A 24,002-nucleotide genomic window follows, 5' to 3' on the forward strand; every position below is an offset into this window, starting at 1 on the left:
TGTTGCCCGAAACAACCCACCCAGGCAGCCCCACGCTGCGGAAGCACAAGGAGCCAAAGATGTTGAACGAACGCCATCGCCATCGCCGCATCCCCGCTACACCCTTGTCCGTCGCGCTGGGGCTTGCCCTGGCCGTGAGCGGTCCGGCGCTTGCCCAGGACGACGACACCGCTGCAGTCGACGGCAAGGCCAAGGCCAATGCCACTGAACTGGCGCGTGTGCAGGTCACCGGCTCCAACATCCGCCGCAGCGATGTGGAAACCTCTTCGCCGGTGCAGGTAATCACCAAGCAGGAGATCGAGAACATGGGCGCGCGCACGCTGCTGCAGGTGCTCGACAACCTGCCCGCGGCGCGACCGGGCCAGCAGGATTCACGCTCGCTGTTCACCGGTTCCGATGGGGCTTCGCAGGCCAACCTGCGCGGCCTGGGTGCGCAGGGCACACTGGTGCTGCTCAACGGCCGCCGCCTGTCGTACTTCGGCGCCCCTGCCGGCTTCCAGACCCAGTTCGTCAACATCGACGCCATTCCCGCCGCCGCCATCGAACGCATGGAGGTGCTCACCGACGGCGCCTCGGCGGTCTACGGCACCGACGCGGTGGCCGGCGTGATCAACGTGATCACCAAGCGCAGCTACCAGGGTGCGGAGATCAGCGTTACTGCCGACAAATCCTCGCGCATCGATTCGTACGGCGAGCAGCAGGGCAGCATCACCGCGGGCTTTGGCGACCTGGACGAGGATCGCTACAACGTCTACGCCTCGGTCAACCTGTACCGCCGTGACGCGATTCCGCTGAGCGATTTCTACGACAAGCGGCCGCCCCAGTTCTACGTCAACAACCCGAACTACATCCCCAACCTCCGGCTTGGCACCGGCAGCAGGCCGGGCGAGTTCAACCCGGGCAGCTACTTCGCCTTCGATCCGACCACGAACGCCCTGGTTCGGGAAGCCGCACCGGGATGCAACAATGTCCTTGCCGAAGCAGCGGGCACGCGCTGCATCTGGGAAACCTGGATGAACCGTGAGGTGGACGCCGGCGCCAAGACCGAGCGCGCCACCGCCTACATCAGCTCGCACTTCCTGATCGGCGATACCACCGAAGCCTTCGCCGAAGTCACCTACACCGACATCGACCTGACTGCCAACGGCGGCACGCCATCGGCCTACAACAGCAGCACCGGCAACCCCTCCAGCTGGTACTCGCGCAACACCGGCAACGTAGTCAACCAGTTCCTCACGCCGTATCTGGGACCGAACAACGTCTACAACCTGGCCAGCCCCGAACTGAAGGCGATGATGGGCGGCGTGGTGGGCCTGAACTACCTGATGCAGGACGTGGGCGACGGCCACTTCGGCCAGCGCAACACCGACCAGAGCTACCGCGTTCTGGCCGGCCTGCGTGGCAGCCTGGGCGAGGACTGGAACTGGGAAACCGCGTTCGCCACCGCCGGCAGCCACTCGGTGACCTACCAGACCGTGAACGTCAACCTGGAAGGCTTCGAGCGCGCGTTCGGCCCGTACACCGTCGACCCGGGCACCGGGCGGGTGATCATCTCCGACAACCCCGCCTACCAGTTCGGTGTGATCAACGAGGCCAACGCCCAGCTGATCCGCGAGGCCTACCCCACCTTCGACATCCAGTCCTGGACCCGCCTGCACACCCTGGACGGCAAGATCGAAGGACCGTTGTTCAGCATGCCCGCCGGCGACGTGCGCGCCGCGTTCGGTTTCAATGCTACCCGCGAGACCTTCTACACCCCGGGCAACGAAGACGCCGCCAACGGGCTGATCACCCAGCAGGGTGGCTCGTGGTTCGACGGCAAGCGCAACACGTACGCGCTGTTCGCCGAAGCGGTGGCCCCGCTCACCGACAAGCTGGAGCTTGATGCTGCGCTGCGCGTGGACAAGTACCCCAACTTCAGCGCCAACCTGGCCCCGAAAATCGGCCTGAAGTACCAGGTGCTGCCGCAGCTGCTGCTGCGCGGTACCTATTCGGAAGGCTTCCGCGCGCCCAGCCTGGCCGAGGCCGGCACCGGCGGCGTGTTCGCCCAGCTCGGCGGCTTCGAGGACGACGTCCGCTGCGATGAAACCAACGCCATCGCCAACCTGCTGCGGCAATCCAACCGCAGTGGCGACGTGGACCTGGGCAACTCGCTGCTCAACAGTGACTGCGCCCGCACCGTGGCGCGCATGACCCAGCCCAACCAGGACCTGAAGCCGGAGAAGGCCAAGATCTCAACGTTGGGCTTCGTGTATGAACCGGCCAGCTGGATGTCGATCTCCGCCGATTACTGGTTCATCTATCGCCGCAACGAAATCGCCGCGCCGGACTACAGCAAGGAGCAGGACATCCTGTCGATGACCCGCAACCCGATCAGCGACGGCGACCGTTCCAATGAAGCCGCGCTGGCCATGATGTGCGCCGATCCGGCCAGTGGCGTGAGCTGTCCGACCACGCTGCCCGGCTACAGCGTGGGCAACGTGGCTGCCGTGGTGGGTCAGTACAAGAACCAGGGCCGCACGCTGGTGGACGGCTTCGACATCGACGCGCGCAGCCGCTTTTCGCTGGGCGACTGGGGCGCGCTGAACATCGGCATGGCCGCCACCATCGCGCGCCGCAAGGAAACCTACCTCGACGATACGGATCGTTGGTACTACGGCAACACCGTCGGCTACTACGGCAACCCGCGCCTGCGTGCCACGCTGAATGCCGACTGGTCCTACAAGCAGGTCACCACCAGCTTCTTCATCAACTACGTGGGCTCCACCAAGTGGGCGTGGGACCGTGTGGATGCCGAAGACAACAACCCGGAAACCTGCACCGCCGGCTCGCTGCCGGTCAACCCGGCCCAGTGCGATGGCGTGCCGTCGTGGTGGACCGCCAACCTGAGCGTGGGCTGGCGCCCGGATGACCACTGGAGCCTGGGCTTCACGGTCAAGAACCTGTTCGATCGCTTGCCGTTCTACGACCCGAACAGCTTCCTGGGTGACTCCAGTGACTATGCCAGCATCTTCGGCCGCAGCTACAGTCTGCAGGTCGGTTACAAGTTCTGATCGTTCCAGCGCGCCGGTGCACGCCGGCGCGCTTTCAAAGGGAGTAACGTTCCATGAAGCGTAGGGAATTCATTGCCGCCGGTGCGGCCCTGGCCGCCACCAGCCTGCTGCCGGAAACCCCGGCCTGGGCACGCGGGCGCACGCTGCGCCTGGGCCTGATCGGCACCGGCATGCGTGGCCAGGTGCTGCTGAAAGAGCTGGTCCGCCGCGACGACGTTGAGGTGGTCGCGCTGTGCGACATCGAACCGATCATGCTCAAGCGCGGCATGGACATGGTAGCCAAGGCCGGCAAGAAGGCGCCCACCGCCTACGGCCAGGACGGCGACCGCAATGCGTGGAAAGGTCTGCTTGAACAGCGCGGCCTGGATGGCGTGATCATCGCCACGCCGTGGGAATACCACGCGCCGATGGCCATTGCCGCCATGCAGGCCAAGGTCGCGGTGGGCTGCGAAGTGGTCGCGGGCATCACCCTGCAGGATCACTGGGACGTGCTCAAGACCCAGCTCGACACCGGCACGCCTTACATGCTGCTGGAGAACGTCTGCTACCGGCGCGACGTGATGGCCGCCCTGCAGATGGTGCGCACCGGCCTGTTCGGCGAACTGGTGCACCTGCAGGCGGGTTATCAGCACGACCTGCGCGGAGTGAAGTTCAACTCCGGCGATCCCGCGCAGCCCTACGACAGCGGCGTGGAATTCGGCCCGCACGCGTGGTCCGAAGCGCGCTGGCGCACCCAGCATTCGGTAGACCGCAATGGCGAGCTGTACCCCAGCCACGGCATCGGACCGTGCGCGATGTACACCGGCATCAACCGCGGCAACCGCTTCACCCATATCAACGCGTTCGCCAGCAAGGCGCGCGGCCTGCACGAATACACCGTGGCCAGGAGCGGTGGCACCACCCACCCCAGCACCAAGGTAAACTTCAAGCTGGGCGATATCGTCACCACTACCCTGGCCTGCGAAAACGGCGAAACCATCCTGCTGCAGCACGACACCTCGCTGCCGCGCCCGTACTCGATGGGCTTCCGCGTGCAGGGCACCAAGGGACTGTGGATGGACGTGAACCAGTCCATCCACATCGAAGGCCGCAGCCCGCCGCACAAGTGGGAACCGTTCCAGGGGTACCAGGACCAGTACGAGCACCCGCTGTGGAAGCAGCATGCAGATACGGCCGCCAGCGCCGGCCATGGCGGCATGGACTGGTTCGTGATCCACGCGTTTGTCGAATCGCTCAAGGCCAAGGCCCCGATGCCGATCGACATCTACGACGCCATCACCTGGAGCGCGATCACCCCGTTGTCCGAGCAGTCCATCGCCAACAGCTTCCAGACGTTGGAGTTTCCGGACTTCACCGCAGGCCTGTGGAAGCAGCGCAAGCCGATCTTTGCGTTTGACGGAACGTACTGACCACCCCACGTAGAGCCGGGCTCTGCCCGGCTGTGCGTATTCCGGTACCGCACAGCCACGCCCTGCGTGGCTGGCGGGATATCTGGCAAACAGGGGAAAGATGGTGCGCCCGGAGGGATTCGAACCCCCGACCAATGGCTTCGGAAGCCACTACTCTATCCGGCTGAGCTACGGGCGCATTGTAGAACCGCCGCACCACCGGCGGGCCGGGGCGGGCATCGCAGCGCCATGCGGCGGTGCGGGACCGGCATTCTATCCGTAAACGCGACGCAGGTCTGCCCCCTTGGATGAATCGCGCTGTTGAGCGCCCTGACGCAGGCCTTGGCGGTATCCTTTGCGCATGGCTTACGAACGATTTGACACCCCCGCCAGCGCTCCGCCGTCGCGGTGGGGCCAGTACTGGAAACTGATGCGCGCCGATCGCCCGATCGGCACCCTGCTGCTGCTGTGGCCGACCTGGTGGGCGCTGTGGCTGGCCGCCGGCGGCCTGCCGCCGCTGTGGATCCTGTTCGTGTTCACCGCCGGGGTATGGCTGACGCGTTCGGCCGGCTGCGTGATCAACGACTACGCCGACCGCTGGCTGGACCCGCACGTCAAGCGCACCCAGGACCGCCCGCTGGCCAGTGGGCGCGTGTCCGGGCGCGAGGCGCTGGTGCTGTTCGCCGGGCTGATGCTGGTGGCATTCGCGCTGGTACTGACCCTGAACTGGCTGACCATCGGCATGAGCTTCATCGGCATTTTCCTGGCCGCCAGCTACCCCTATCTCAAGCGCTACACCCACCTGCCGCAGGTGTACCTGGGCATGGCCTTCGGCTGGGGCATCCCGATGGCATTCGCCGCCATCCAGGGCGACGTGCCGGTGATCGGCTGGCTGCTGTATGGCGCCAACATCCTGTGGTCCACCGCGTATGACACCTGGTACGCCATGGTCGATCGCGACGACGACCTGAAGATGGGTTCGCACTCCACCGCCATCCTGTTCGGCGACCTGGATCTGGTCATCCAAGGCATCCTCTACACGCTGTTCCTCGGCACCATGGCGCTGGTCGGGGTCCGCGGCGGGCTGGGGCTCTACTACTGGCTGGGCGTGGCGGTGGCGGCCGGGCTGATCGCCTACGAATTCTGGATCGCCCGCAAGCGCGAGCGTGACCCGTGCTTCAAGGCCTTCCTGCATAACAACTGGGTGGGCGCGGCGTTGTTCGCGGGTATTGCGGCGGCGTTGGCGCTGGGCTGAGGTGTCGAGCCGCACGACCAATGGGTTACTGACATTTGCCACCTCCTCCCCGAGAATCGGGTCACTGAACCTGGGAGGGTAGGGCATGGCCACTACGGCATCGGCGGCGACGCAGGACGGCTGGATGGCGCGCGCAGCGCTGCGTTCGGCGGCCTGGGCAGAAAAATGGTTCCCCGACGCCTACGTCTTCGCGGTGCTGGGCGTGGTGATCGTGGCCGTAGCCGCCATGAGCTTCGGTGCCACCCCGCAGGCCACCGCCAAGGCCTTCGGCGACGGCTTCTGGAGCCTGATTCCCTTCACCATGCAGATGGCCTTCGTGGTCATCGGCGGTTACGCAGTGGCTACCGCCCCCGTGGTGGCGCGTTTCATCGAACTGCTTGCACGTGTGCCGCGCACCGGCCGTGGCGCGGTGGTGTACGTGGGCCTGATCAGTATGCTGGCTTCGCTGCTCAGCTGGGGCTTTTCGCTGGTGTTCGGTGGATTGCTGGTGCGGGCCCTGGCCCGCCGCCAGGAGCTGCAGATGGACTACCGGGCCGCCGGTGCCTCGGCCTACCTCGGCCTGGGCGCGGTGTGGGCAATGGGCCTGAGCTCCTCGGCCGCGCAGCTGCAGGCCAATCCGGCCAGCATGCCGCCCGGCCTGGTGGAGATCACCGGCGTGCTGCCTTTCACCGAAACCATTTTCCTGTGGCAGTCGATCGCGCTCACGGCCGCGTTGATCCTGGTCTCGCTGCTAATCGCCTGGTTGACCGCCCCCGGTCCGGCTACAGCACGCACTGCCGGCGACTTCGCCGGCGCCGCGCAGGCCGAACCGGAGCCGTTGCAGCCGCGCACGCGCGCGGGTGAATGGCTGGAATACAGCCCGCTGCTGACCGTGCTGCTGTCGCTGCTGGCCTTTGGCTGGTTGTTCAGTGAATTTGCCAGCAAGCCGGTGGTGACCGCGATTGCCAACCTCAATACCTACAACTTCCTGTTCATCTCGCTGGGCCTGCTGCTGCACTGGCGGCCGCGCAGCTTCCTCAACGCGGTGGCCAAGGCGGTGCCCAGCACCACCGGCGTGCTGATCCAGTTCCCGCTGTATGGCGGCATCGCCATGATCCTCACCCATGCCGTCGGCAGTGGGGGTGAAACGCTGGCGCATCGCTTGTCCACCGTGTTCGTGCATGTCGCCACCACCGACACCTTCGCGCTGGTGATGGGCATCTATTCGGCGGTGCTGGGCTTCTTCGTGCCTTCCGGTGGCGGCAAGTGGATCATCGAGGCGCCATACGTGATGCAGGCAGCCAACGAGCTGCACGCCCACCTGGGCTGGGCCGTGCAGGTGTACAACGCCGCCGAAGCGCTGCCCAACCTGATCAACCCGTTCTGGATGCTGCCGTTGCTTGGCGTGCTGGGGCTCAAGGCGCGCGACATCGTCGGCTTCACCTTCATTCAGCTACTGGTGCATATCCCGCTGGTGCTGGGCCTGCTGTGGCTGCTGGGCATGACCCTCACCTACGTGCCGCCGGTGATGCCGTAACGGGCCGCATTGCCGCCGGGCTCAGCCCGGTGGCCAATGCGGCCCGGTCAGCAGCACGGCGTGCACTACCGCCTCCAGCTGCGAATCTTCAAGGTGGCCACGCAGCGTCGCCTCGAGCCGGTCCCGAACGTATGCATCGAACAGATGCAACGGTTGTCGCTGCTCATCGGCAACCAATGCGTCGATCCGGCTGCCAAGCCGCACATACACGTCTTCGTCCAGCGTGGTATCGAACAGGCTGCCCAGGACCAGCAGACCACGAGAGACTGCCTGGGCGGCATCACCGGCCTGCGGCGAACCCCGCAGTGTCGGTTCCAGCGCCTGCAACGCGGCAATCCGCTCCTGTGCGTCGCCGCACTCCACCAGCACCTGGCGCAACGTGGTTCGGCTCCGCTCCACGGCATCCGGGTCCAGGCCCGTTTCATCCAGACGATGGCGCAGGCGGGTGTACAGGTGGTTGGCATGCTGCGCTGCCGACAGCTCGACCGGTTCGAGAGTGCGCAGGACCTGGTAATCGATGTGCTGCTCGCATACCTGTGGCGCCTGTTCGCGCGCCCAGTGCCGCACCCGCCGGTCTTCGGCGTTGAAGCGGCCGGCCTCCAGCGCCAGCCGGCTCACCGCATCGCGTAACAGCGAGAACCGGTGCAGCAGCGCGCGGTACTGGCCGCCCAACAACGATGGCTGGCCGGTCAATGCCGTCTCCGCCGAGATGGCCAGCTGCAGGCGCTGCCCGAACGCGGTGACCCGGCGATGCAGCAGGTCGCGCCGGTGCCGGTGCAGGTCGATGTCGTCACCCTGCGGGCCGACCTCCCAGTCGGGCGCAAGATGGTCGCGGCAGGCGTGGAAATCCTCCTCCGCATCGGTTGGAAGCAGGCTGTGCAGGCGCTGGCGCTGTACGCCCAGCACGGGATGGTTGTCCTGTACCGGCAACGGCAGCCATTCCGGCGGTGCCGCCGCCGGGATGTCCCCGGTGTGGAAATCCACCAGCATGGCGGTGCGCTTGTCGGGGTGGGGCGCGTTGATCAAGCCCACGCCGCGCAGCCGCTCGGACGCGGTAAGCGCACGATCCACGTAAAGCACGGCCGCCCGCGCATCCTGGGCGGCGGGCAGTTCGCCGTGCACGATCACCAGTTCCACCTGCGGCGGGATACGCTCGGATGCCCGGTCCGTGGGCAGGCCACGGTTGTCGTAGCCTGCAACATGGGTCTTCAGACGTGCATCTACCGCGAGGGCGCGTTGGTAGCCGTGCGCCTGGTGCGTGGTATCCACCAGCAGCATCGCGCGAAGGCCGCGTTCGGCCAGCCGGACCAGTTCATGGAAATGCTGACTGATCGCCGTAGCGACCTGTGCCACACGGCGGGAGGGGGAGTCTCCGATGGGGCTCGGTCCGGTGTCACGCCAGGCGGGCACCACCACGCCATCCGCAACGGCGTGTGCCGGAGGGTACTGGTAGAGCATCACGCCAGGATCCAGGTCGGCAGACGCCGCGGTGACCGGTGCGGCCACCAGCGTCAGCCAGACAGCCCGCGGCAGGCAGCGGCGCAATTTCCGCAGCAGGGCAGGGTCGCTCTCCCAGAAGTCGGCATCCACCAGCAGCATGACGTCGTCGCCGGTAGCCGCGTCGTCATCGGCGGTGGGAGGTTTTGCCTTCCGCGCCCACCCGCGCAGGATGCGCAGTGGCACCTCGTGGGGGGAGGAAGCCCGGCCGGCCAGGAACTCGCTGAGCTGGTCGGCTGGAAGCGGCCCGGGACGCTGCCGCCGGTCCTCGGGGGGCGGTGTCATGCGGGTCAGTGGCTGAAGAACGCGGATGCTCCTGAGCGCCGCATCGGTGCGCAGTGCACGCAGCAGCCACTGCCGTGCCCGCTGCAACCCGCTGCCGGCCGCAAGGCAGAGCTGCCCACCGCCACGGCGTCCGCTGGCATCGCGGGTACGCAGTGCCTGAAGCGCGGATTGCACCGCAAAGAACTGGTTCGGCCGGACGACGTAGCGCTGGCCTTGGCGGGCATCGCACAGGAAATGACGAATCAGGTCCAGCAACCTCGGCGGTGACAGCACGCCGTGCAGCAGTTCGGCGTGCGAGGACCAGGGCGGATCCAGCGGGACCTCGGCAAATGGCATTGCGCTGTCGCGCAGCTGGTCCTGTGCGGCCCGGCTCCAGCCCTGCTCACGCCACTTCATCCAGGCGTGCTGGGGGGTGCCCACGGCGGCATAGCGGCCGCCGCGGCGGTCAAGACTGAGCAACAACTGAGCATGCAGCGGCAGTGGGCTGTACGAGGCACTTTCCATGCCGCGCCTTAGGTGCTGTATGCCATCCCCAACCGACCCCCACCGCTTGTTCCGGTCACGCTCGACGCAGGCCAGCACCACCAGTGGTATACCGTTGACGTAACCGACCAGCTCCCGAACGTGGCTGCCCGATGGGTCCGGCAACGCCGGGGCGTCAGCCACATCCCAATGATTGCGATGGACGTGTTCCCAATCAATCAGTGGAACCTGAATCACCCTGCGGCGTCCGTCGGGAAACGCCAGTTCCGTGCGGATGCCTTCCAACAGCAGACGGTGCACCAGGCTGCTCGATGCCACCCCGTCCAGGCTATGGCAGCAGGTGTCGGCCTCGGCAATGATCCTGTCGATGGACGTGGGGGAAAGCGCCCCGCGCTCGCCATCCAGTTCATATCGATAGCGGCGCAGCCACGGTAGCAACCGCTTCTCCAGCAATGCGCTGTGATGTTCGCCGCGCAGCGTTGCCAGGGTGCGCTCATCGAGCGGGTTCCAGCCCAGCCGGCGCAGCCAGCCAAGCGCGGAATCGCGCACGCCAAACCTGCTGTGCGTCTTGTTCATGTGTGCTGCCCGTGCGGAAAAGGGAGGGGCGGCACGCACGTGGCGTCGAATTTCGGGTGAAGGATGTTCATGGCACCAGTGTGGTCGATCCGTTCCCGGCCACGTTGTGTGCATCATTCCGTTTCATGCGTTCGATAAGCGCAATGCACAACGCATTCTCGATGCATTCGCGGATCGAGATAGGTTCAGTCAATTGCTGAGAGATTGAAGCTGTCGCTTCAGACCAGATCCGAGAGCTCTCCCTCCAACGCATCGAGCTCCGCGTTCAACGCCGCCTGGAGGGCGACAAAACGCGCGGAAAGCTCGGCACGCTGCGCGCGCAGCGTTGCAATATCCGCGGGAGGGCGCTGGGAGGCCGGCTGCACGTAACGCGCAACGCTCAGGTTGCCGCCGTTGACGGCGAGTTCTTCAGAACCCGCCAGGTGCGCCACGCCGGGCACGCTCCTGCGCTCGACGCACAGCCGGCGAAGCGAACGCGCGGCATCCATCCCGAGACGGGGGCCGCGTTTGCCACGGCTGGCCAAGCCACGCGCATCGATGAACAGGACTGCGTCATTCCGGCGTACCCTGCGCAACACCAGCAACGCGGTAGCCACAGAGGCTCCGGCAAACAGCCGGTCAGGCAGGCCGATCACCGTATCCACCAGGTTCTCGTCCAGCCACGCCTGCCGGATGCGCGACTCCTCGCCATCGCGGAACAGCACGCCATGCGGTACCACGATGGCCATGCGGCCGCAGCCCGGGTCCAACGTGGCCAGCATGTGCTGGATCAGTGCGGTATGTGCCCACTGTCGGGACGGGATGCCCTGCAGGAACCGGAAGTGCGGGTCCTGGGCTGCGTGCGACGGCGCCCACTTCAGCGAAAGTGGCGGACAGGCCAGCGCCACATGGAAGCGCTGCAGGGCGCCATCCTGCAGCAGCGGTTCTTCCAGCGGATCCCGGTTGTAAAGCCGCGGAGTGTCGGCGCCCTGCAGCAACAGACGCAGCCGGGCAACAGCACACTGCATCGGGTCAGGCTCCTGACCGTACAGCGGGTAGCGGGCCGGCCCTGCCGGCGCCTTCGCACTTTCCTCGTCCCGCATCCAGTTGGCGGCTGCCCGCAGCACGGCACCTTGCCGGCAGCTGGGGTCGTAGACGGCCTCGTCGGCGTAGGGGTGGGTCAGCGCGGCCATCAGCCAGGTCAAGGCAGGCGGCACCTGCCTGTCCAGCAGGACGTCCACTGCGTCGCCGACATCGGGGCGGGTGATCCCACGCTGCTGGCGGAAGTCCAGCGCCGGCAGTGAAAGGCGCTCCAACACCTGCAGCAGCGCGGCATTGCGCACACTTGGGTCGGCGGGCAGTGCATCCTCCAGCTTCAGCGTCGGGAACAGCCCGCCCAGCTTGCGTGGATTGCCCAGGGTAAACACCCGCAGTGCATTCATGACCCTCAGCCCATTGCCTTCCGCATGGCGTTGCCGGAACAGCGTATCGAAGCGGGCTTGCGGCGGAACGCAGTAGGGCACGCAGCGCAGCGGTTCGCCGGGCGTGTACGGAATGGCCGGGTTGCCGTAGTACGTGGCGTCACTGGCTATCTTCAACAGCAGCAACGACAGGATCAGGTAGGTATCGGCATCGGGCCGGCTGCCGCCTTCCAGTGCGTCGCGGGCGTGGACGAGGGCGGCGAGCGTCATCCTGGCGTTTCACCCAGGATGCGCGCCGCATAGCGGGCAACCTCTGCATGTCGGGCGGCAATCATCTGCTCGCACTGAAACTTCTCAAGCTGCGCCGCCCTCGCGATGGCAACAATGCGTTGCTGGTGAAGCAGGGGCGGCAAGTGCACAGCCAGCGCCTCAATCGCCATCTTGCGAAGACTCTGTTGGCGCGAGCCCGCAGCTTGCCGACGCAGGTGCTCCTGCGCTCCCTGCTGGTTGAGCTGCCACGCCAGGAAGGCAGGCATCACCCGCTCCTGGTCGGTCACCCGGATGACATACAGGTGAGGGCTGCAGACAGTGTCGACCGGCGGATTGCATAGCAGTACTGCGAGTGGGTGAGCGCCGCGTGCGGCGAGCAGAACGTCACCGTCCTGCACCCAATCCGGCGTCTTTCGCGGGTGCAGCCGTGTACGCAGCAGGTCGTTCGGGTCGTGCACGCCCGATGCGCTGAGGTTCTTCAACTGGATCACCCGAATCGGCCCATCCGTGACGGCAGCGATTGCGCCCCGGAAGGGGTGTCCCTGGCGGATTCTGGCGATGTCGGAAAGCTTCGCACTTCGACGAAAAATGTTCATGTGGCGAACCATGCGCGGCACGCGCTGGGGCGTCAAATGAGCGTTTTGCACCATTCGGAATGGTGCGGAGTGACCCCCGAAAACTGGAACGTGGACCGCGATCCTCGACAGGCATGGTGTTTCATTCACCGTCTATGAGTAGGCGGGATCAATCGGGAAAAAGAGGTTGCGCAAACGTTCGCTTCCACGGTCGTCGCAGCCCCACATTCAGCCTGCTGACTACGCGCCCATCCAAGGCCGGTATATGCGGGTTCCATTTCCGCATAAGCGAAGGCGTGTGGCGAGAAGAGGGATTGACGAATTTGTATGCAAATTGCCACGTGGTTTTAACGAGCCCCTGCACACGATTGCCTCGACCGCGGCATACCGCTTGCGGCACCCGGAGACCCGACATGGCCCAGCAGCGCAATCAGAGTTCGCAGCACCAGCGTGGTGAGCAGCAGGAGCGCGGACGCGACCAGCAGCAGCAACAGCAGCAGGAACAGCAGCAGCGCAACCAGAATCAGCAGCAGGGCTGGAAGGACGAAGAAGAGTGACGGCTGGCGGTACTGCCGAACGATGAAGGCCCCGCTTCGGCGGGGCCTTCCTGTTCCGGTCTTACCCTGCGGCACCGGCCATGAGCTCATCTTCGACCGCCGAGAACCGCTGCAGATCGAACGTATCCAGCCGCATCGCCTGCGCTGCGGTGGAGAACGCCAGCGTTGCCAGCACCCGTTCGGGATGCTGCGCCCACGGCGGCACGTACCGTGGTGGGGCAATCAGCCCGTTCTTCCGGTAGGGCGCCAGCGTCACCAGGTCACCCAGGTCTACCCGCCCGCAGAACAGCAGCCGCAGCGTATCGCTGCGGTTCTCGTGCAGGGCGCGCTTGATGAAGGCGGTCACCAGCAGCAGCCCCTCCAGGTACGCCCCATCCTTGGTGAAGCAGACCCGGCCCCGCACGTCGCCACCCCGGAAGATGCGCGCCGCACTGCGGTAGCCATCCACCTCCGACTGGCCGGCAGCGAGGAATGCGCGGAACACATCGATGAAGTCCGCACCGTCCAGGGCCTCCTGCAGTCGGACTACCCGCAGCGCCAGCCGACGCAGGCGGTTGATATCCATCGCCCCGGTGATGATCTCCGAGAACGTCGCCAGCCCTTCCTGCGTGCGTGTGGTGCGCGGTGCACCGGCGCCAAGGCAGCGCAGCCACGGCTGGTGCTTGCCGTTGAGCAGGGTGGCCGAGTGGATGAAGGCCTCATGCTCGACCAGCTGGTCCAGGTCCAGCTGCGAGAACAGTGCATCGGCGCGCAGGCGGATTACCTTGCTGCCGGCGGCGGCCTTGGAGGCCAGCCCGGCATCCAGCACCACCTTCACCGCGTCGTTGGTGAAGAACGGCTCGATGCGCTGGCGCAGCAGCACGGAGAAGTCCGGGGCAGGGATGTCGTACTGGATGCGCGGCACATACTGCGAGCCGATCAGCTGGTCGGTGATGGCCAGCATCTGCGCAGCCGACTGCGCGGTGGTGGTGGTCTGCGAACGGTACTGGGTGCTGGGCTGCCCGTAGAGCAGCGTGGAGCACTCGGTGAAACGGGGGGTGCCGGTGTTGGCCAGCATGCGGGCCGCCACGCGGTAGCTCCAGGCGGTGCGGTACAGCCAGTCGCCCACCGGATGGCCGCGATCCAGCTGCTGCAGGATGTCGCCCAGCGCGGCGATGGTGTCTGCGTGGTCGACCGGCTGCGTCGGCGGCGCCGGCATCTCCGGCTTGCCGGTGCGCCAGGACGCCAGGAAACGGGTTTCCATCTCTATCGGCCACGCCAGCCCGGAGAGCACGCGGATTCTGTTGCCCAGCCTGGCCAGCCGCGTATCCACTTCCAGCAACGGCGCAAGCGCAGGGTCCGCCTGGATCGGGTCAGGGCTGGAGGGGGACGTGACCTTTTCCACGACGGTACCCTGGCTTGAGCACCGTTCCACTGTGTTGCCAGCGGGCTTCCCCGGCAACCGCGCTTCTACGTGCCGGCAGGCAGCAAATGTACTGGGGTTGCGTGAATACGGGCGCCCACACGCCAGCCCTGCTCGGCGTCATCCAGCTCCCCGGCGCCCACATCGTCCAGCGTCACCACGATGCCCCGGGCATTGGGCAGCACCTTCTGCTCCGGGAACCAGCGGCGCGTGGCGTCCACCACGATCAGCAATCCCTCGTCATCGCCCAGCGCGGCGAAGTGCGGAACGGGCGGGCTGAGGTAGCCCAGCCCGAACGCCGCCTCGGCGCGCGCACCCAGCGCGGCCACGTCGGCCGTGGGCAGCCCCACTTCGCTCACGCAGGTCATCTCGCTGCCATGGAACCCGCCCACACGCCCGGACGCGGGCAGCCTGCGCCGCCCGATCAGTTCCAGGATCAGCCCATCGGGGCCGTCGAAATAGATGGATTCCGAATCCCAGCGCCCGCCAAAGGTGAAGTGCGCCTCGCCGGCCGCACTGCGCTGCAGCGGTGTGCGCGCCAGCAACCAGTCGGTGGCCGCCTGGAAGCGGTCGGCCGGCACGTTGAAGGCCAGGTGCACCCCGCCGATCGGATTGTTGCCTGCCGGGCGCAGTTGCACGTCCGTCCAGCCGATCCGCACCACGTCCTTCTGCACCGGCAGCTGTAGTACCTCTGCGAAGTAACGGCCCACCTGTGCAACGTCGGAAACGGGAAGCTGGAGCGTTTGGATCTGCATGGAACAAGGCACCGTAAGGCAGGAGGAGATGTCAAAAGGCTGACATCGCCGCTTGGGAGAATGCACCCATCGCCCTCACAATGTGATGAGATTCACGTTAACCATGTGCGTATCATCACGCATGTCGTCACCACCCCGGTTTGTGGGCGGTCTGTGAACGCCATGGCATTGGCGCGCCGCTATGCTACGCCTCCCGGCGTAGCGTGATGCGCGCCACGACACGAATCAGGAGGATCCGTTGTCCCATCATCGTCCCATGACGCTGCTCGCCCTGTCGCTGAGCATCCTGCTGGCCGCGTGCAAGCCTGACGCCGCCCCGGCCGCCCCGGCAGATGCTGCTGCTCCGGTTGCTGCAGTGCCTGCTGCCGCCGAGCCCACCGCAGCGGTCACCACCGCCGACGCAGGCGCTGCCTGCACCTACGCCGACTTCGATACCTTCCTGCCGCACTTCGGCCGGGAAATCGCCTTGCAGGAAACGTCGGTGGCCGACCCGCTGCTGAGCGAGCGCTACGACACCGAATCGCAGGACGAGCCGACCCTGGTGAGCGGGAAGGTGCCGCTCAGCGAGGTGACCTGGCCGGTCATGCCCAATCCCTCGGGCCTGAAGGACGTGGGTCGCGAGATGCAGGTGGCCCGGCAGGACGACGGCACCATGAAGGTGCTCATCCGCACCCCCGACACCAGCAACCAGCAGTCGTACTACTTCGCCCAGCGGCCCTGCTGGCAGCTGGTACGCATGACCGATGAGTCGATCTGATCCAGGGAGCTGGTGATGTCCACACTGCGTTTGGTTCCCACGCTCGCGCTGGCCCTGTTGCTGGCTGCGTGCAATGCACCCACCCCTTCACCCACACCGCAAGAAGAGAAAGGCATGCACAAGGAATGCCCAGGTGCCACGTTGCACCTGACCGCGTTGCCGGCCAAGGACGGCGAGACCACCCGCACCCGCCTGGAGATCGAGAAGGACGGCCAGCGCCGTGCCATCGAAACCCCGGCGGAGTTGAGTGACTACACCGCTGTTGGCCTGGCCTGCGCGGAAGACAAGCAGGGCGCTTCGTATTTCGTGGTGCAGTACGGCGAACTGCCGTTCGGCTGCGCGTTCTGCGAATGGTTCACCCTGTACGACGCCGACGGCAGGCAGCTGACCCACAACACCCCGCCACTGCGCGGCGAAGCCGATGCGCAGTCGCCCAACAATGACGAGTATTCGCAGCTGATCGCCAAGCTCGGCATCACCCATCCGGAGGTGGACTACATCGAAGACTGAGCTGTACATCGACATGACGTCGATGCGCGTTGACCGGAACATGACGTCCGGTAGGTATCGACCGTTGGTCGATACACACCTTAAGGAAAGCCTCTTTCTCATAGAATGGATAGCACAGACATGCCCAATGACATCTACACCAACATGGTGCAGCCGGCCGGTGCTGCGTATCGCAGCAACCAGATCGAATCGTGGAGCCACTACCGCGAGCCGATCGACGAAAGCCGCCCCCTGCATGGCCAATCGCGCCGCTGGGGCGATGCCTCCCCCGAAGTACAGTCGCGCGTGATCGACTCGTTGATCGCGTCCTCGCGCGATGCCGGCCTCACCCCGCGCGAAACCGCGTACGTGCTGGCCATCGCCCGCGTCGAATCCGGCTTCAACCCGGATGCTGCCGCCGGCACCACCTCGGCCTCCGGCCTTGGCCAGTTCATTGACCGCACCGGCAAGCACTACGGTCTGAACAACACCAACCGCTTCGACGTCGACGCACAGTCCGACGCGCTGGTGGCGCACTTCGTCGACAACCGCAACCTGGCGCGCGACCGTGGCCAGGGCGAAGACTACATCTACAAGTACCACCACGATGGCCCGACCAAGGACTACGGCGGCCTCGGCCTGGCACAGCGCAAGGTCGCGCCGCACCTGGATGAGTACGAACAGTTCGTCAACCAGCGCCTGAGCCAGACGCAGGCACCGGCCCAGCAGCATGCCGCCCCGGCTGCCGTCGCCGCCGCTGGCGCCGCTACCCAGGCGCGCTCCTACGAGCACACCATGCAGGTGATGCTGCCGCCGCAGAACGGCGTCAAGCCGCACGTCACCGGCCACTTTGGTGAGCACCGGGGCGAGAAGAGCCATGGCGGCAGCGACTTCAACTATGTCGGTGGCCAGGCTGGCCGCAACCTGCAGCATCCCACCATCCACGCGCCGATCGCCGGCACCGTGACTTCGGTGGGCGGCAGGTACGGCACGGTGATGATCCAGGATACCCAGGGCAATTCGCACCAGATCCTGCACATGCAGGACACCAGGGTGAAGGTCGGCCAGCACGTGGAGCCGGGCGATGCTATCGGCACCATGGGCGGCCGCGGCCCGCAGGGTGCCAACCAGTACGCGCAGCACGTGCACTACCAGATGAAGGATCCGTCCGGGAAGCTGATCAACCCGGAGGCCTACTGGAACAAGGGCATCCAGCAGGAAGCGGGCAAGCACGGGCATGCGCACGACCATGACCACGCGCCGGCCGGTACCCTGCGCAAGGGCGACCGCAGCGATGAAGTGACCAGGCTGCAGGAAGAACTGAACCGCCTGGGCGTGCGCGATGCCAACGGCAACCGCCTCTCCGAGGATGGCAAGTTCGGCGACAATACCCGCGAAGCGGTGCTGGCCTACCAGAAGCAGCAGGGCCTGAAGGAGGACGGCGTGGTGGGTCGCGAAACCCTTGGCAAGCTCGCTGCCACGCAGGTGCAGGGCAGTGAAGCCCGCACCGCCACCGGACCACAGCTGGGTGACAAGGGCCACCCGGACACGCCGCTGCACAATGCGATCCGTGCCCAGCTGCCCGCCGCCATCTCCAACGAAGCGGCGGCCAACGTCACGCTGCAGGCCAGGCAGGCCGGCATTGATTCGCCGGAGAAGCTGCAGAGTGTGACCGTGCAGGATGGCAAGGCGTTCGTGATGGGCACTACGCCGGGCTATCGCGCCGCCGTGGACCTGAGCCAGGCACCGCCGCTGGAGCAGACCAGCGCGCAGCTGCTGGGCAACAACAGCCAGCAGCAGAGCCAGGTGCAGGAAGAGCAGCAGAAGGTGGCAATGGGGCGCTGAGTTCCGTTGCTGCCTGATGCATTGCAGTTGAAGTGATGAAGCCAGCCGGGGCAACCTGGCTGGCTTTTTTCATTTGAGTCCCCGCGATGGCATGCGCACTAGAATATGCCTGTGGTCGCAGCAGCGGCCTTGGCAGTGAACGAGGCTGAAGGTAATGGATAGTGGTCGCGTCAAGTCGGGAATCGAACTCATCGCCATCGACATGGATGGAACCCTGCTGGATCCTGCGCATCGGCTTACCGGCCGGGTGAAGCGGGCCATCACCCGTGCGCGCGAGAGCGGCGTGCGGATCGTGCTGACCAGTGGCCGCCCGGTGTCGGGGTTGCAGCCGTTTCTCGATGAACTGGGCATCGATGGTGCCGAGGACTACTGCATTGCCTGCAATGGCGGTCTCGTCACGCGTGTCGCCACCGGCGAGGTGGTGGTCGAGTACCCGCTCAGCTTCGATGACTTTCTGTTCTGCGAGCAGGTTGCCCGCGGGTTGGGCGTGCACTTCCAGGCATTGGATGGTGAGCGCCTCTACACACCCAATCGCGATATCAGCCCCTATACCGTGGCGGACTCGCACCTGTCGCGCGTGCCGCTGTCATACCGCAGCGTGGAGGAGATGGATGCGTCGATGTCTTTCCTCAAGCTGATGATGGTCGACGAGCCGGCAATCCTGGATGCGGTCATTCCGCGCCTGCCACGCGTGCTGACCGAGCGCTTCGCTGTCCTCAAGAGCGCGGCCTTCTTTCTGGAGGTCTTCGACCACCGGGCGGGCAAAGGACCCAGCCTGCAGAAGCTGGCCGAGCATCTGGGGATCGACCGCACCTGCGTGATGGCAATCGGGGATCAGGAAAACGATCTGACCATGCTGCAGTTCGCCGGCACCAGCGTGGCGATGGGCAACGCCATTGATGTGGTCAAGGCGACGGCATTGCACGAAACGGCGACCAACGCGGCAGATGGCGTGGCGCTGGCCATCGAACGTTTCGTGCTGGGCGACTGAATGACTCGCCCTCAAGGTAACAGTGTTTCACTGCCGCAGTCGGCCTGCGGTTGCCAACCACTGTGCTGCAGCAGCGTAGTGGCATTCTCCGGCGTGACCTGGAGGATCTCGGCCAACGCCCGGCGCTTGTCGTCCGCGCCGGCGTAGTAACTACTGACAATGCGGTAGCCGACCCAATAGCCCAGGTCGCCACGCCAGGCATCGTTGCCCAGGCCGTTGTAGAGCCAGCGCGAGGTGTCCTGCCCCTGCGCATCCGCGGCAAACGCACGCTCGATCAGGCACTCCTTTCCGCGCGCCCAATCGTGCAGGTGCACGTTGGTGACCTGTCCGGAGATCAGCTCGCCAAGGAACTCGGCACCGCCTTCGATCAACGTCTGGTACAGCAGCGTGGCGTCCGCCGGCGGCTGCACCGCCGCTCCCGGCTGTTGCACATGTGCGTATTCGTGCGCAATCAGGTGAAGGAAGCGGTCGCCAATGTCCGCCTGCAGCCAGTCGGCGCGGCACAAAGCCTCCAGGCCGACGATGACGCCGGCTGGCGATGTGGTGCCACCGCTGTTCCCGCGCCCAACGACGATGGTCACCGGGGGGAAGTTCGCCTGATCGTATAGTTCGCCCAGTTTCTGTAGCGATGTTGCCACGCGGTGCTCGATCTCAGGTAATGCGTGGGCACATTGGCGGGCGCGTTCGTACAGCCCGGGGTCGTCGGCAATTTTCCTGGCCAGTTTTTCGGCCGAGCCAATGCGGCTTTCCAGGAAATCATGCAGTGCCGGGCTACCCGGATCCAGATAGTCGGCCTGCAGGCGGCCGGCTGTAGGCGTACCATCGGCCGCGTCGAGAACCCGGAAGAAGCGGGTGGTGTCCTCAGTGAGCACCTGTGGCTGCGCGGTGGCAGTGTCGATTCCAGTGGCGCCCACTACGAAAAGCACCACGGCCTGCAGCGCAGACATCGCAATTGTGCTTGCATTCGGAAACCTGGCCGGCATCGCGTGTTCCTCCCGCATGAAAGGCCCGGCGCTTCACCGGACGGTGTGGTCCCCTACGCATCCGTCTCGGCCCGGGCCTGGTCGGAGACGTAGGCATCCCACAGCGTGGGCAGGCCGTCGCCAGTATGCTGCTTCCACAACGCAGGCGTATAGCTGCCCTTGCGCAACGCCGCATCCAAGGCCTTCACCAGGCCCGGATGCCCGGCCTCGCTCCACTTCAGGAACGCACCGGTGACCCGGTAGCCGGTGTCTACCTTGTGCTCGGGCTTGACCTGCGTGGGCAGCGCCCAGCCGCCGGCAGCATTGTCGACACCGTACTGGTCGCGGGCATAGTCGGCGATGCCCTCCACCAGCCACGAAGGCGCCTGTTCGCTGGCGTAGCCCGGGTAGCCCTGCACGATATGCATGGCCTCGTGGGTCACCAGGTCGGTGTCGTTGGGGTGTTTTTCCAGCCAGCCCGGATTGATGGTGATGGTGGCCGACTTCTCCTTCTCACCGACGTAGGCAACGCCGTCGTAGGACGGGTCCATGACGATGCGCACGCTGGACGGTGCCGAGGGATGGAAGTCCTTTCGTTCGCGCGGATACGTGGCGAAGAACGTGGCAATGATGCGGTCCCGCACGCCTGCCGCCGTTGAACCGCTCGCGTCCTGGTAGGTCAGGGTCACCCCATCGCGGGTCTGTTGGATCTCCGCAGCGTGGGCGGCGGGGAACGCGAGGGTCGCAGCGACAACAGGGGCAAGCAGGCAACGGCGTAGACGCATGTGTGGCACTCCAGGACGTGTTGGGGCAACGCGCAAGACGGCGGTGGTCGGGTCCGGCGACCGCGCTGATCCTGCAACAGCGCCGCGGCCGGCCGCAAGTGCCATTTCGTTCGATCTAAGCGCTTGGAAATGGTTTCATTTCAAATTATTGACAATCCATTTAGATCGATCTAGAAAAGCTGCACCCCCACGCCTCACGGAACCCCCCGCATACCAAAACCCTCCTGTGCCGATCCGGCGCCGGGAGACCTCGTACTGGAGATCTGCAAGATGAAGCGCACGTTGCTGTCGTTGCTGGTGTCATCCGTACTGCTACATCCCCTGGCCGCACAGGCACAGACGTCCCCGCCCGACAAGGACGGCGACGCGCCGACCACACGTCAGCTCGATACCGTGAATGTCACCGGCTCGCTGATCCCCCGCGCACAGATCGAAGGGCCTTCGCCGGTGACCACCATCACCGCCGAGCAGATCGAAGCGCAGGGTTTCACCACGGTCTTCGATGCGCTGCGCTCGTTGCCCATGGCCAACGGCTCCGTGCAGGACTCCCAGGGCACCGGTTTCTACACCCCGGGCGCCAAGACAGTCAGCCTGTTCGGGCTGGACCCGAGCTACACGCTGACCCTGCTCAACGGGCGACCGCTCAACAGCTATCCGCTTGCCTATAACGGCAATACCAGCATCGTGGATATCGCCAACATTCCGCTGGGCATGGTCGAACGCATCGACGTGCTCACCGGCGGGCAGTCATCGGTGTACGGGTCCTCGGCCGTGGCGGGCGTGATCAACATCGTGCTGAAGGACAAGGTGGAAGGCGCGCACTTCCGCTACCGCGCCGGCAGCTACAGTGATGGCGGCGGTTCCAGCCAGCGTTTCATCTTCAGCAACGGCCACTCCTTCGGCAACCTCGACCTCAGCTACGGGCTGGAGTACACCCGGCAGAAGCCGATCTTCGCTTCCGACCGCAGCTACATCGACAGCGTCAACGACAGCCCGACCGGACCGCAGGATCCCTCGCGCACCTTCCTGCGCATGCAGATGTCCCCCAGCGGCTACATCGACCCCGGCCAGGCCACCTGCGCGCCGCTTTCCTACCTGTTTGGTGGAAGCACCTCCTACGCGCATCGCGACGCGGCGGGCACCGGCTACTACTGCGGCAGCCCTGACAATGTCGGCACCGCCACGCTCTACAACAGGAGCGAGGACGTCAACGCCACTACGTTCCTGCGCTACCACCTCAGCGAAACCACCGAACTGTACTCGGACATCCTTTTCAGCTTCGGCCGGCCCACCTATTCCGGTGGCAGCCCGTTCTGGAACAAGACCTTCTACAACCAGACCACCGGCAACTACGAGCAGTGGCAGCGCATCTACGCGCCCGAAGAAGTGGGCATGGACGCAAAGGACCAACGGGTCTATACCCGCTCGCTCAACATCACCGCCGGCGCGCGCGGCGGGCTGGGTGACACCGGCTTCGACTACGACGTGTACGTGAACCGCTCCAGCACCGACGTCACCCGGAAATCCACCGATTTCCTCGCGCGCGGCGGTATCGATGACTACTATCTTGGTGCGCAGCAGGGCATGTACAACGGCTACGAAGCGTATGCGCCGAACCTGGACATGCTGTACCAGCCCCTGACCCGGCAGCAATACGACCAGTTCAGCGGTACCAATCGCGCGGAATCCTCCGCGTCCCGAACAGGCGTGACCGCGCTGGTAACCAACACGTCGTTGTTCGGCCTGCCCGCCGGTGACGTCGGTTTTGCGATGATCGTGCAGGGCACCCGCGAGAAGTTCTTCAACCAGTCGGCCGATCCCAATGCCGCCGAGCTGTTCCGCGGCCAGACCGCAGGCACCTCGGCAGAAGGCCAGCGTGACCTGTATGCGGTAGGCGCGGAACTGCAGGTGCCGATCTTCGACACTTTCAGTGCCAACCTGTCCGGGCGCTATGACAAGTACTCGCTCCAGGGCGGCGGCGGAAACGGAAAAGCCACCTGGAAGCTTGGCCTGGAATACCGCCCGGTGGAGTCGTTGCTGTTGCGTGGCAGCTATGCAACCGCGTTCCGATCGCCCGACATGTTCTATCTGTATTCGCGCGAGAGCAGCGGGTATACCACCAACGTGGACACCTTCCTGTGCCGGCAGGCCGGATACACCTCGGAGAACTTCGATGCGTGCCCGCAGTCGTCGCTGCAGGTGCTGTCCTCCAGTACCGGAAACCGCGACCTGAAGGACATCACGGCCGAAACCTTCACCTATGGCTTCGTCTGGTCGGCGCTGGACAACGCCCTGAATCTCTCGGTCGACTACAACTCGGTGAAGATCGAAAACGAAGTCTCCATCCTGGGCACTGACAGCATCCTCACCACCGAGGCGAACTGCCGCCTGGGGCGGTCGGAGAATGGCGACGTGGCGTTCGATATCAACTCGCCTACCTGCCAGCAGATCCTCGCCCAGGTGCAGCGCCTGCCTGGCACCGATCCGCTCAATCCCAACGGCGTATCCAAGGTCTTCTCCTATCCGATCAACCTGGCCAAGCAGCGCCAGACCGGCATCCAGGCGTCGGGCGACTACCGCTGGAACGCCGGGCGTGCGGGCGATTTCGCGGTGAACGCCGGCTACTACCGGCCGCTGAAGCACGAGCTTCAGCAGCAGGAAGGTGACCCGGTGTACGACATGCTGTGCTGTGCCAATTCCAACGAGCTGCACTACCGCGCCACGCTGGGCGTGAACTGGAACATCGGTGCCTTCAGTACCAACGTATTCGGCGTCCGCAACGCCCAGACCTGGAATGCCACCGGCGAGGAACGAAACATCGGGCCCTGGACGACCTGGAATGCGACGGTCAACTACCGCATCAACAAGCTCGCGAGCGTACTGTTGACCGCCAACAACCTGACCAACGAACGTCCGCCGGTAGACAGCACCAACGGCAACTGGCCGTACTACGACCAGGGTGTGTACAACGCCTTCGGCCGTTCGATGTTTGTCGAGTTGTCGTTGGACTGGTAGGTCGATTCCCAAACGACCGCCGACAGTAGTCCAACACCCGGTAACGCATGACCGGTAACGCAGGAGGGTCCCCCCCAGCTGAATGTCCGCACCATTGCAAAGGCTGCTTTGAAACTACTTGCATGGCGAAGCGTCAGGCTGCGCCG

The 24,002-nt window shown here is 65.4% G+C and carries 17 protein-coding genes and 1 tRNA gene; 10 read left to right on the top strand and 8 right to left on the bottom strand.

The features are described from left to right. Positions 1–59 precede the first annotated feature (59 nt). Positions 60–3,053, top strand: a complete 2,994-nt coding sequence (locus J7J08_RS05775; protein WP_214902556.1) for a TonB-dependent receptor — start codon at positions 60–62, stop codon at positions 3,051–3,053. A gap of 53 nt (positions 3,054–3,106) precedes the next feature. Then, a complete protein-coding gene (locus tag J7J08_RS05780) occupies positions 3,107–4,462 on the top strand; it encodes a Gfo/Idh/MocA family oxidoreductase (RefSeq protein WP_214902558.1) in 1,356 nt (451 codons plus the stop codon). A gap of 101 nt (positions 4,463–4,563) precedes the next feature. On the opposite strand, the gene J7J08_RS05785 is transcribed toward J7J08_RS05780, so the two are convergent. Continuing rightward, positions 4,564–4,640, bottom strand: a tRNA-Arg gene (locus J7J08_RS05785). A gap of 162 nt (positions 4,641–4,802) precedes the next feature. Between J7J08_RS05785 and ubiA the strand changes: the two genes are divergently transcribed. Then, a complete protein-coding gene (gene ubiA / locus J7J08_RS05790) occupies positions 4,803–5,696 on the top strand; it encodes a 4-hydroxybenzoate octaprenyltransferase (protein ID WP_214902560.1) in 894 nt (297 codons plus the stop codon). A gap of 85 nt (positions 5,697–5,781) precedes the next feature. Beyond that, positions 5,782–7,212 (top strand): TIGR00366 family protein, encoded by a 1,431-nt coding sequence (locus tag J7J08_RS05795; protein WP_214902562.1) that lies wholly within the window; start codon positions 5,782–5,784, stop codon positions 7,210–7,212. A 21-nt stretch (positions 7,213–7,233) separates the two neighbouring features. Here the strand turns inward: J7J08_RS05795 and J7J08_RS05800 are convergent, their stop codons facing one another. From J7J08_RS05800 to J7J08_RS05810, 3 genes are all read right to left on the bottom strand, one after another. Beyond that, positions 7,234–10,053, bottom strand: a complete 2,820-nt coding sequence (locus J7J08_RS05800) for a type I restriction endonuclease (protein ID WP_214902565.1) — start codon at positions 10,051–10,053, stop codon at positions 7,234–7,236. A 218-nt stretch (positions 10,054–10,271) separates the two neighbouring features. Beyond that, complete coding sequence (locus tag J7J08_RS05805) at positions 10,272–11,723, bottom strand: N-6 DNA methylase (protein WP_214902567.1); 1,452 nt, start codon at positions 11,721–11,723, stop codon at positions 10,272–10,274. Then, on the bottom strand, positions 11,720–12,319 hold the full coding sequence (locus J7J08_RS05810) for a restriction endonuclease subunit S (RefSeq protein WP_214902569.1): 600 nt from the start codon (positions 12,317–12,319) through the stop codon (positions 11,720–11,722). Before J7J08_RS05810 ends, J7J08_RS05805 begins: the two co-directional genes overlap by 4 nt. Before the next feature lie 392 nt (positions 12,320–12,711). Here J7J08_RS05810 and J7J08_RS05815 point away from each other — a divergent pair, with 392 nt between their 5' ends. Next, positions 12,712–12,855 carry a hypothetical protein gene (locus J7J08_RS05815; protein WP_214902571.1) on the top strand — a complete coding sequence of 48 codons (144 nt, stop codon included), beginning with the start codon at positions 12,712–12,714 and terminating at the stop codon, positions 12,853–12,855. A 61-nt stretch (positions 12,856–12,916) separates the two neighbouring features. Here the strand turns inward: J7J08_RS05815 and J7J08_RS05820 are convergent, their stop codons facing one another. After that, the gene (locus J7J08_RS05820; protein WP_214902573.1) at positions 12,917–14,239 is read right to left on the bottom strand and encodes a flavohemoglobin expression-modulating QEGLA motif protein; all 1,323 of its coding nucleotides are present in this window, start codon (positions 14,237–14,239) and stop codon (positions 12,917–12,919) included. Positions 14,240–14,304: 65 nt separating this feature from the next. Next, positions 14,305–15,012: a VOC family protein gene (locus J7J08_RS05825; RefSeq protein ID WP_214902575.1), complete on the bottom strand. Its 708-nt coding sequence runs from the start codon at positions 15,010–15,012 to the stop codon at positions 14,305–14,307. 256 nt (positions 15,013–15,268) lie between these two features. On the opposite strand from J7J08_RS05825, the gene J7J08_RS05830 reads away from it, so the two are divergent. The 4 genes from J7J08_RS05830 (at position 15,269) to yidA (ending at position 19,094) form a co-directional block, all read left to right on the top strand. Then, on the top strand, positions 15,269–15,769 hold the full coding sequence (locus J7J08_RS05830) for a hypothetical protein (RefSeq protein ID WP_214902577.1): 501 nt from the start codon (positions 15,269–15,271) through the stop codon (positions 15,767–15,769). 15 nt (positions 15,770–15,784) lie between these two features. After that, positions 15,785–16,279: a hypothetical protein gene (locus J7J08_RS05835; RefSeq protein ID WP_251006454.1), complete on the top strand. Its 495-nt coding sequence runs from the start codon at positions 15,785–15,787 to the stop codon at positions 16,277–16,279. 120 nt (positions 16,280–16,399) lie between these two features. Further along, a complete protein-coding gene (locus J7J08_RS05840; RefSeq protein WP_214902579.1) occupies positions 16,400–18,103 on the top strand; it encodes a peptidoglycan-binding protein in 1,704 nt (567 codons plus the stop codon). 154 nt (positions 18,104–18,257) lie between these two features. Beyond that, entirely contained in the window at positions 18,258–19,094 is an 837-nt protein-coding gene (gene yidA / locus J7J08_RS05845; protein WP_214902581.1) for a sugar-phosphatase, read from the top strand. Positions 19,095–19,105: 11 nt separating this feature from the next. Here yidA and J7J08_RS05850 read toward each other — a convergent pair whose 3' ends face one another. Continuing rightward, positions 19,106–20,041: a DUF2268 domain-containing putative Zn-dependent protease gene (locus J7J08_RS05850; protein ID WP_214902583.1), complete on the bottom strand. Its 936-nt coding sequence runs from the start codon at positions 20,039–20,041 to the stop codon at positions 19,106–19,108. Positions 20,042–20,130: 89 nt separating this feature from the next. After that, entirely contained in the window at positions 20,131–20,841 is a 711-nt protein-coding gene (locus J7J08_RS05855) for a basic secretory family protein (protein ID WP_214902586.1), read from the bottom strand. A 270-nt stretch (positions 20,842–21,111) separates the two neighbouring features. Between J7J08_RS05855 and J7J08_RS05860 the strand changes: the two genes are divergently transcribed. After that, positions 21,112–23,856 carry a TonB-dependent receptor gene (locus J7J08_RS05860; RefSeq protein ID WP_214902587.1) on the top strand — a complete coding sequence of 915 codons (2,745 nt, stop codon included), beginning with the start codon at positions 21,112–21,114 and terminating at the stop codon, positions 23,854–23,856. Positions 23,857–24,002 lie beyond the last annotated feature (146 nt).

Source organism: Stenotrophomonas sp. ISL-67 (assembly GCF_018612915.1).
GTDB lineage: Bacteria > Pseudomonadota > Gammaproteobacteria > Xanthomonadales > Xanthomonadaceae > Stenotrophomonas.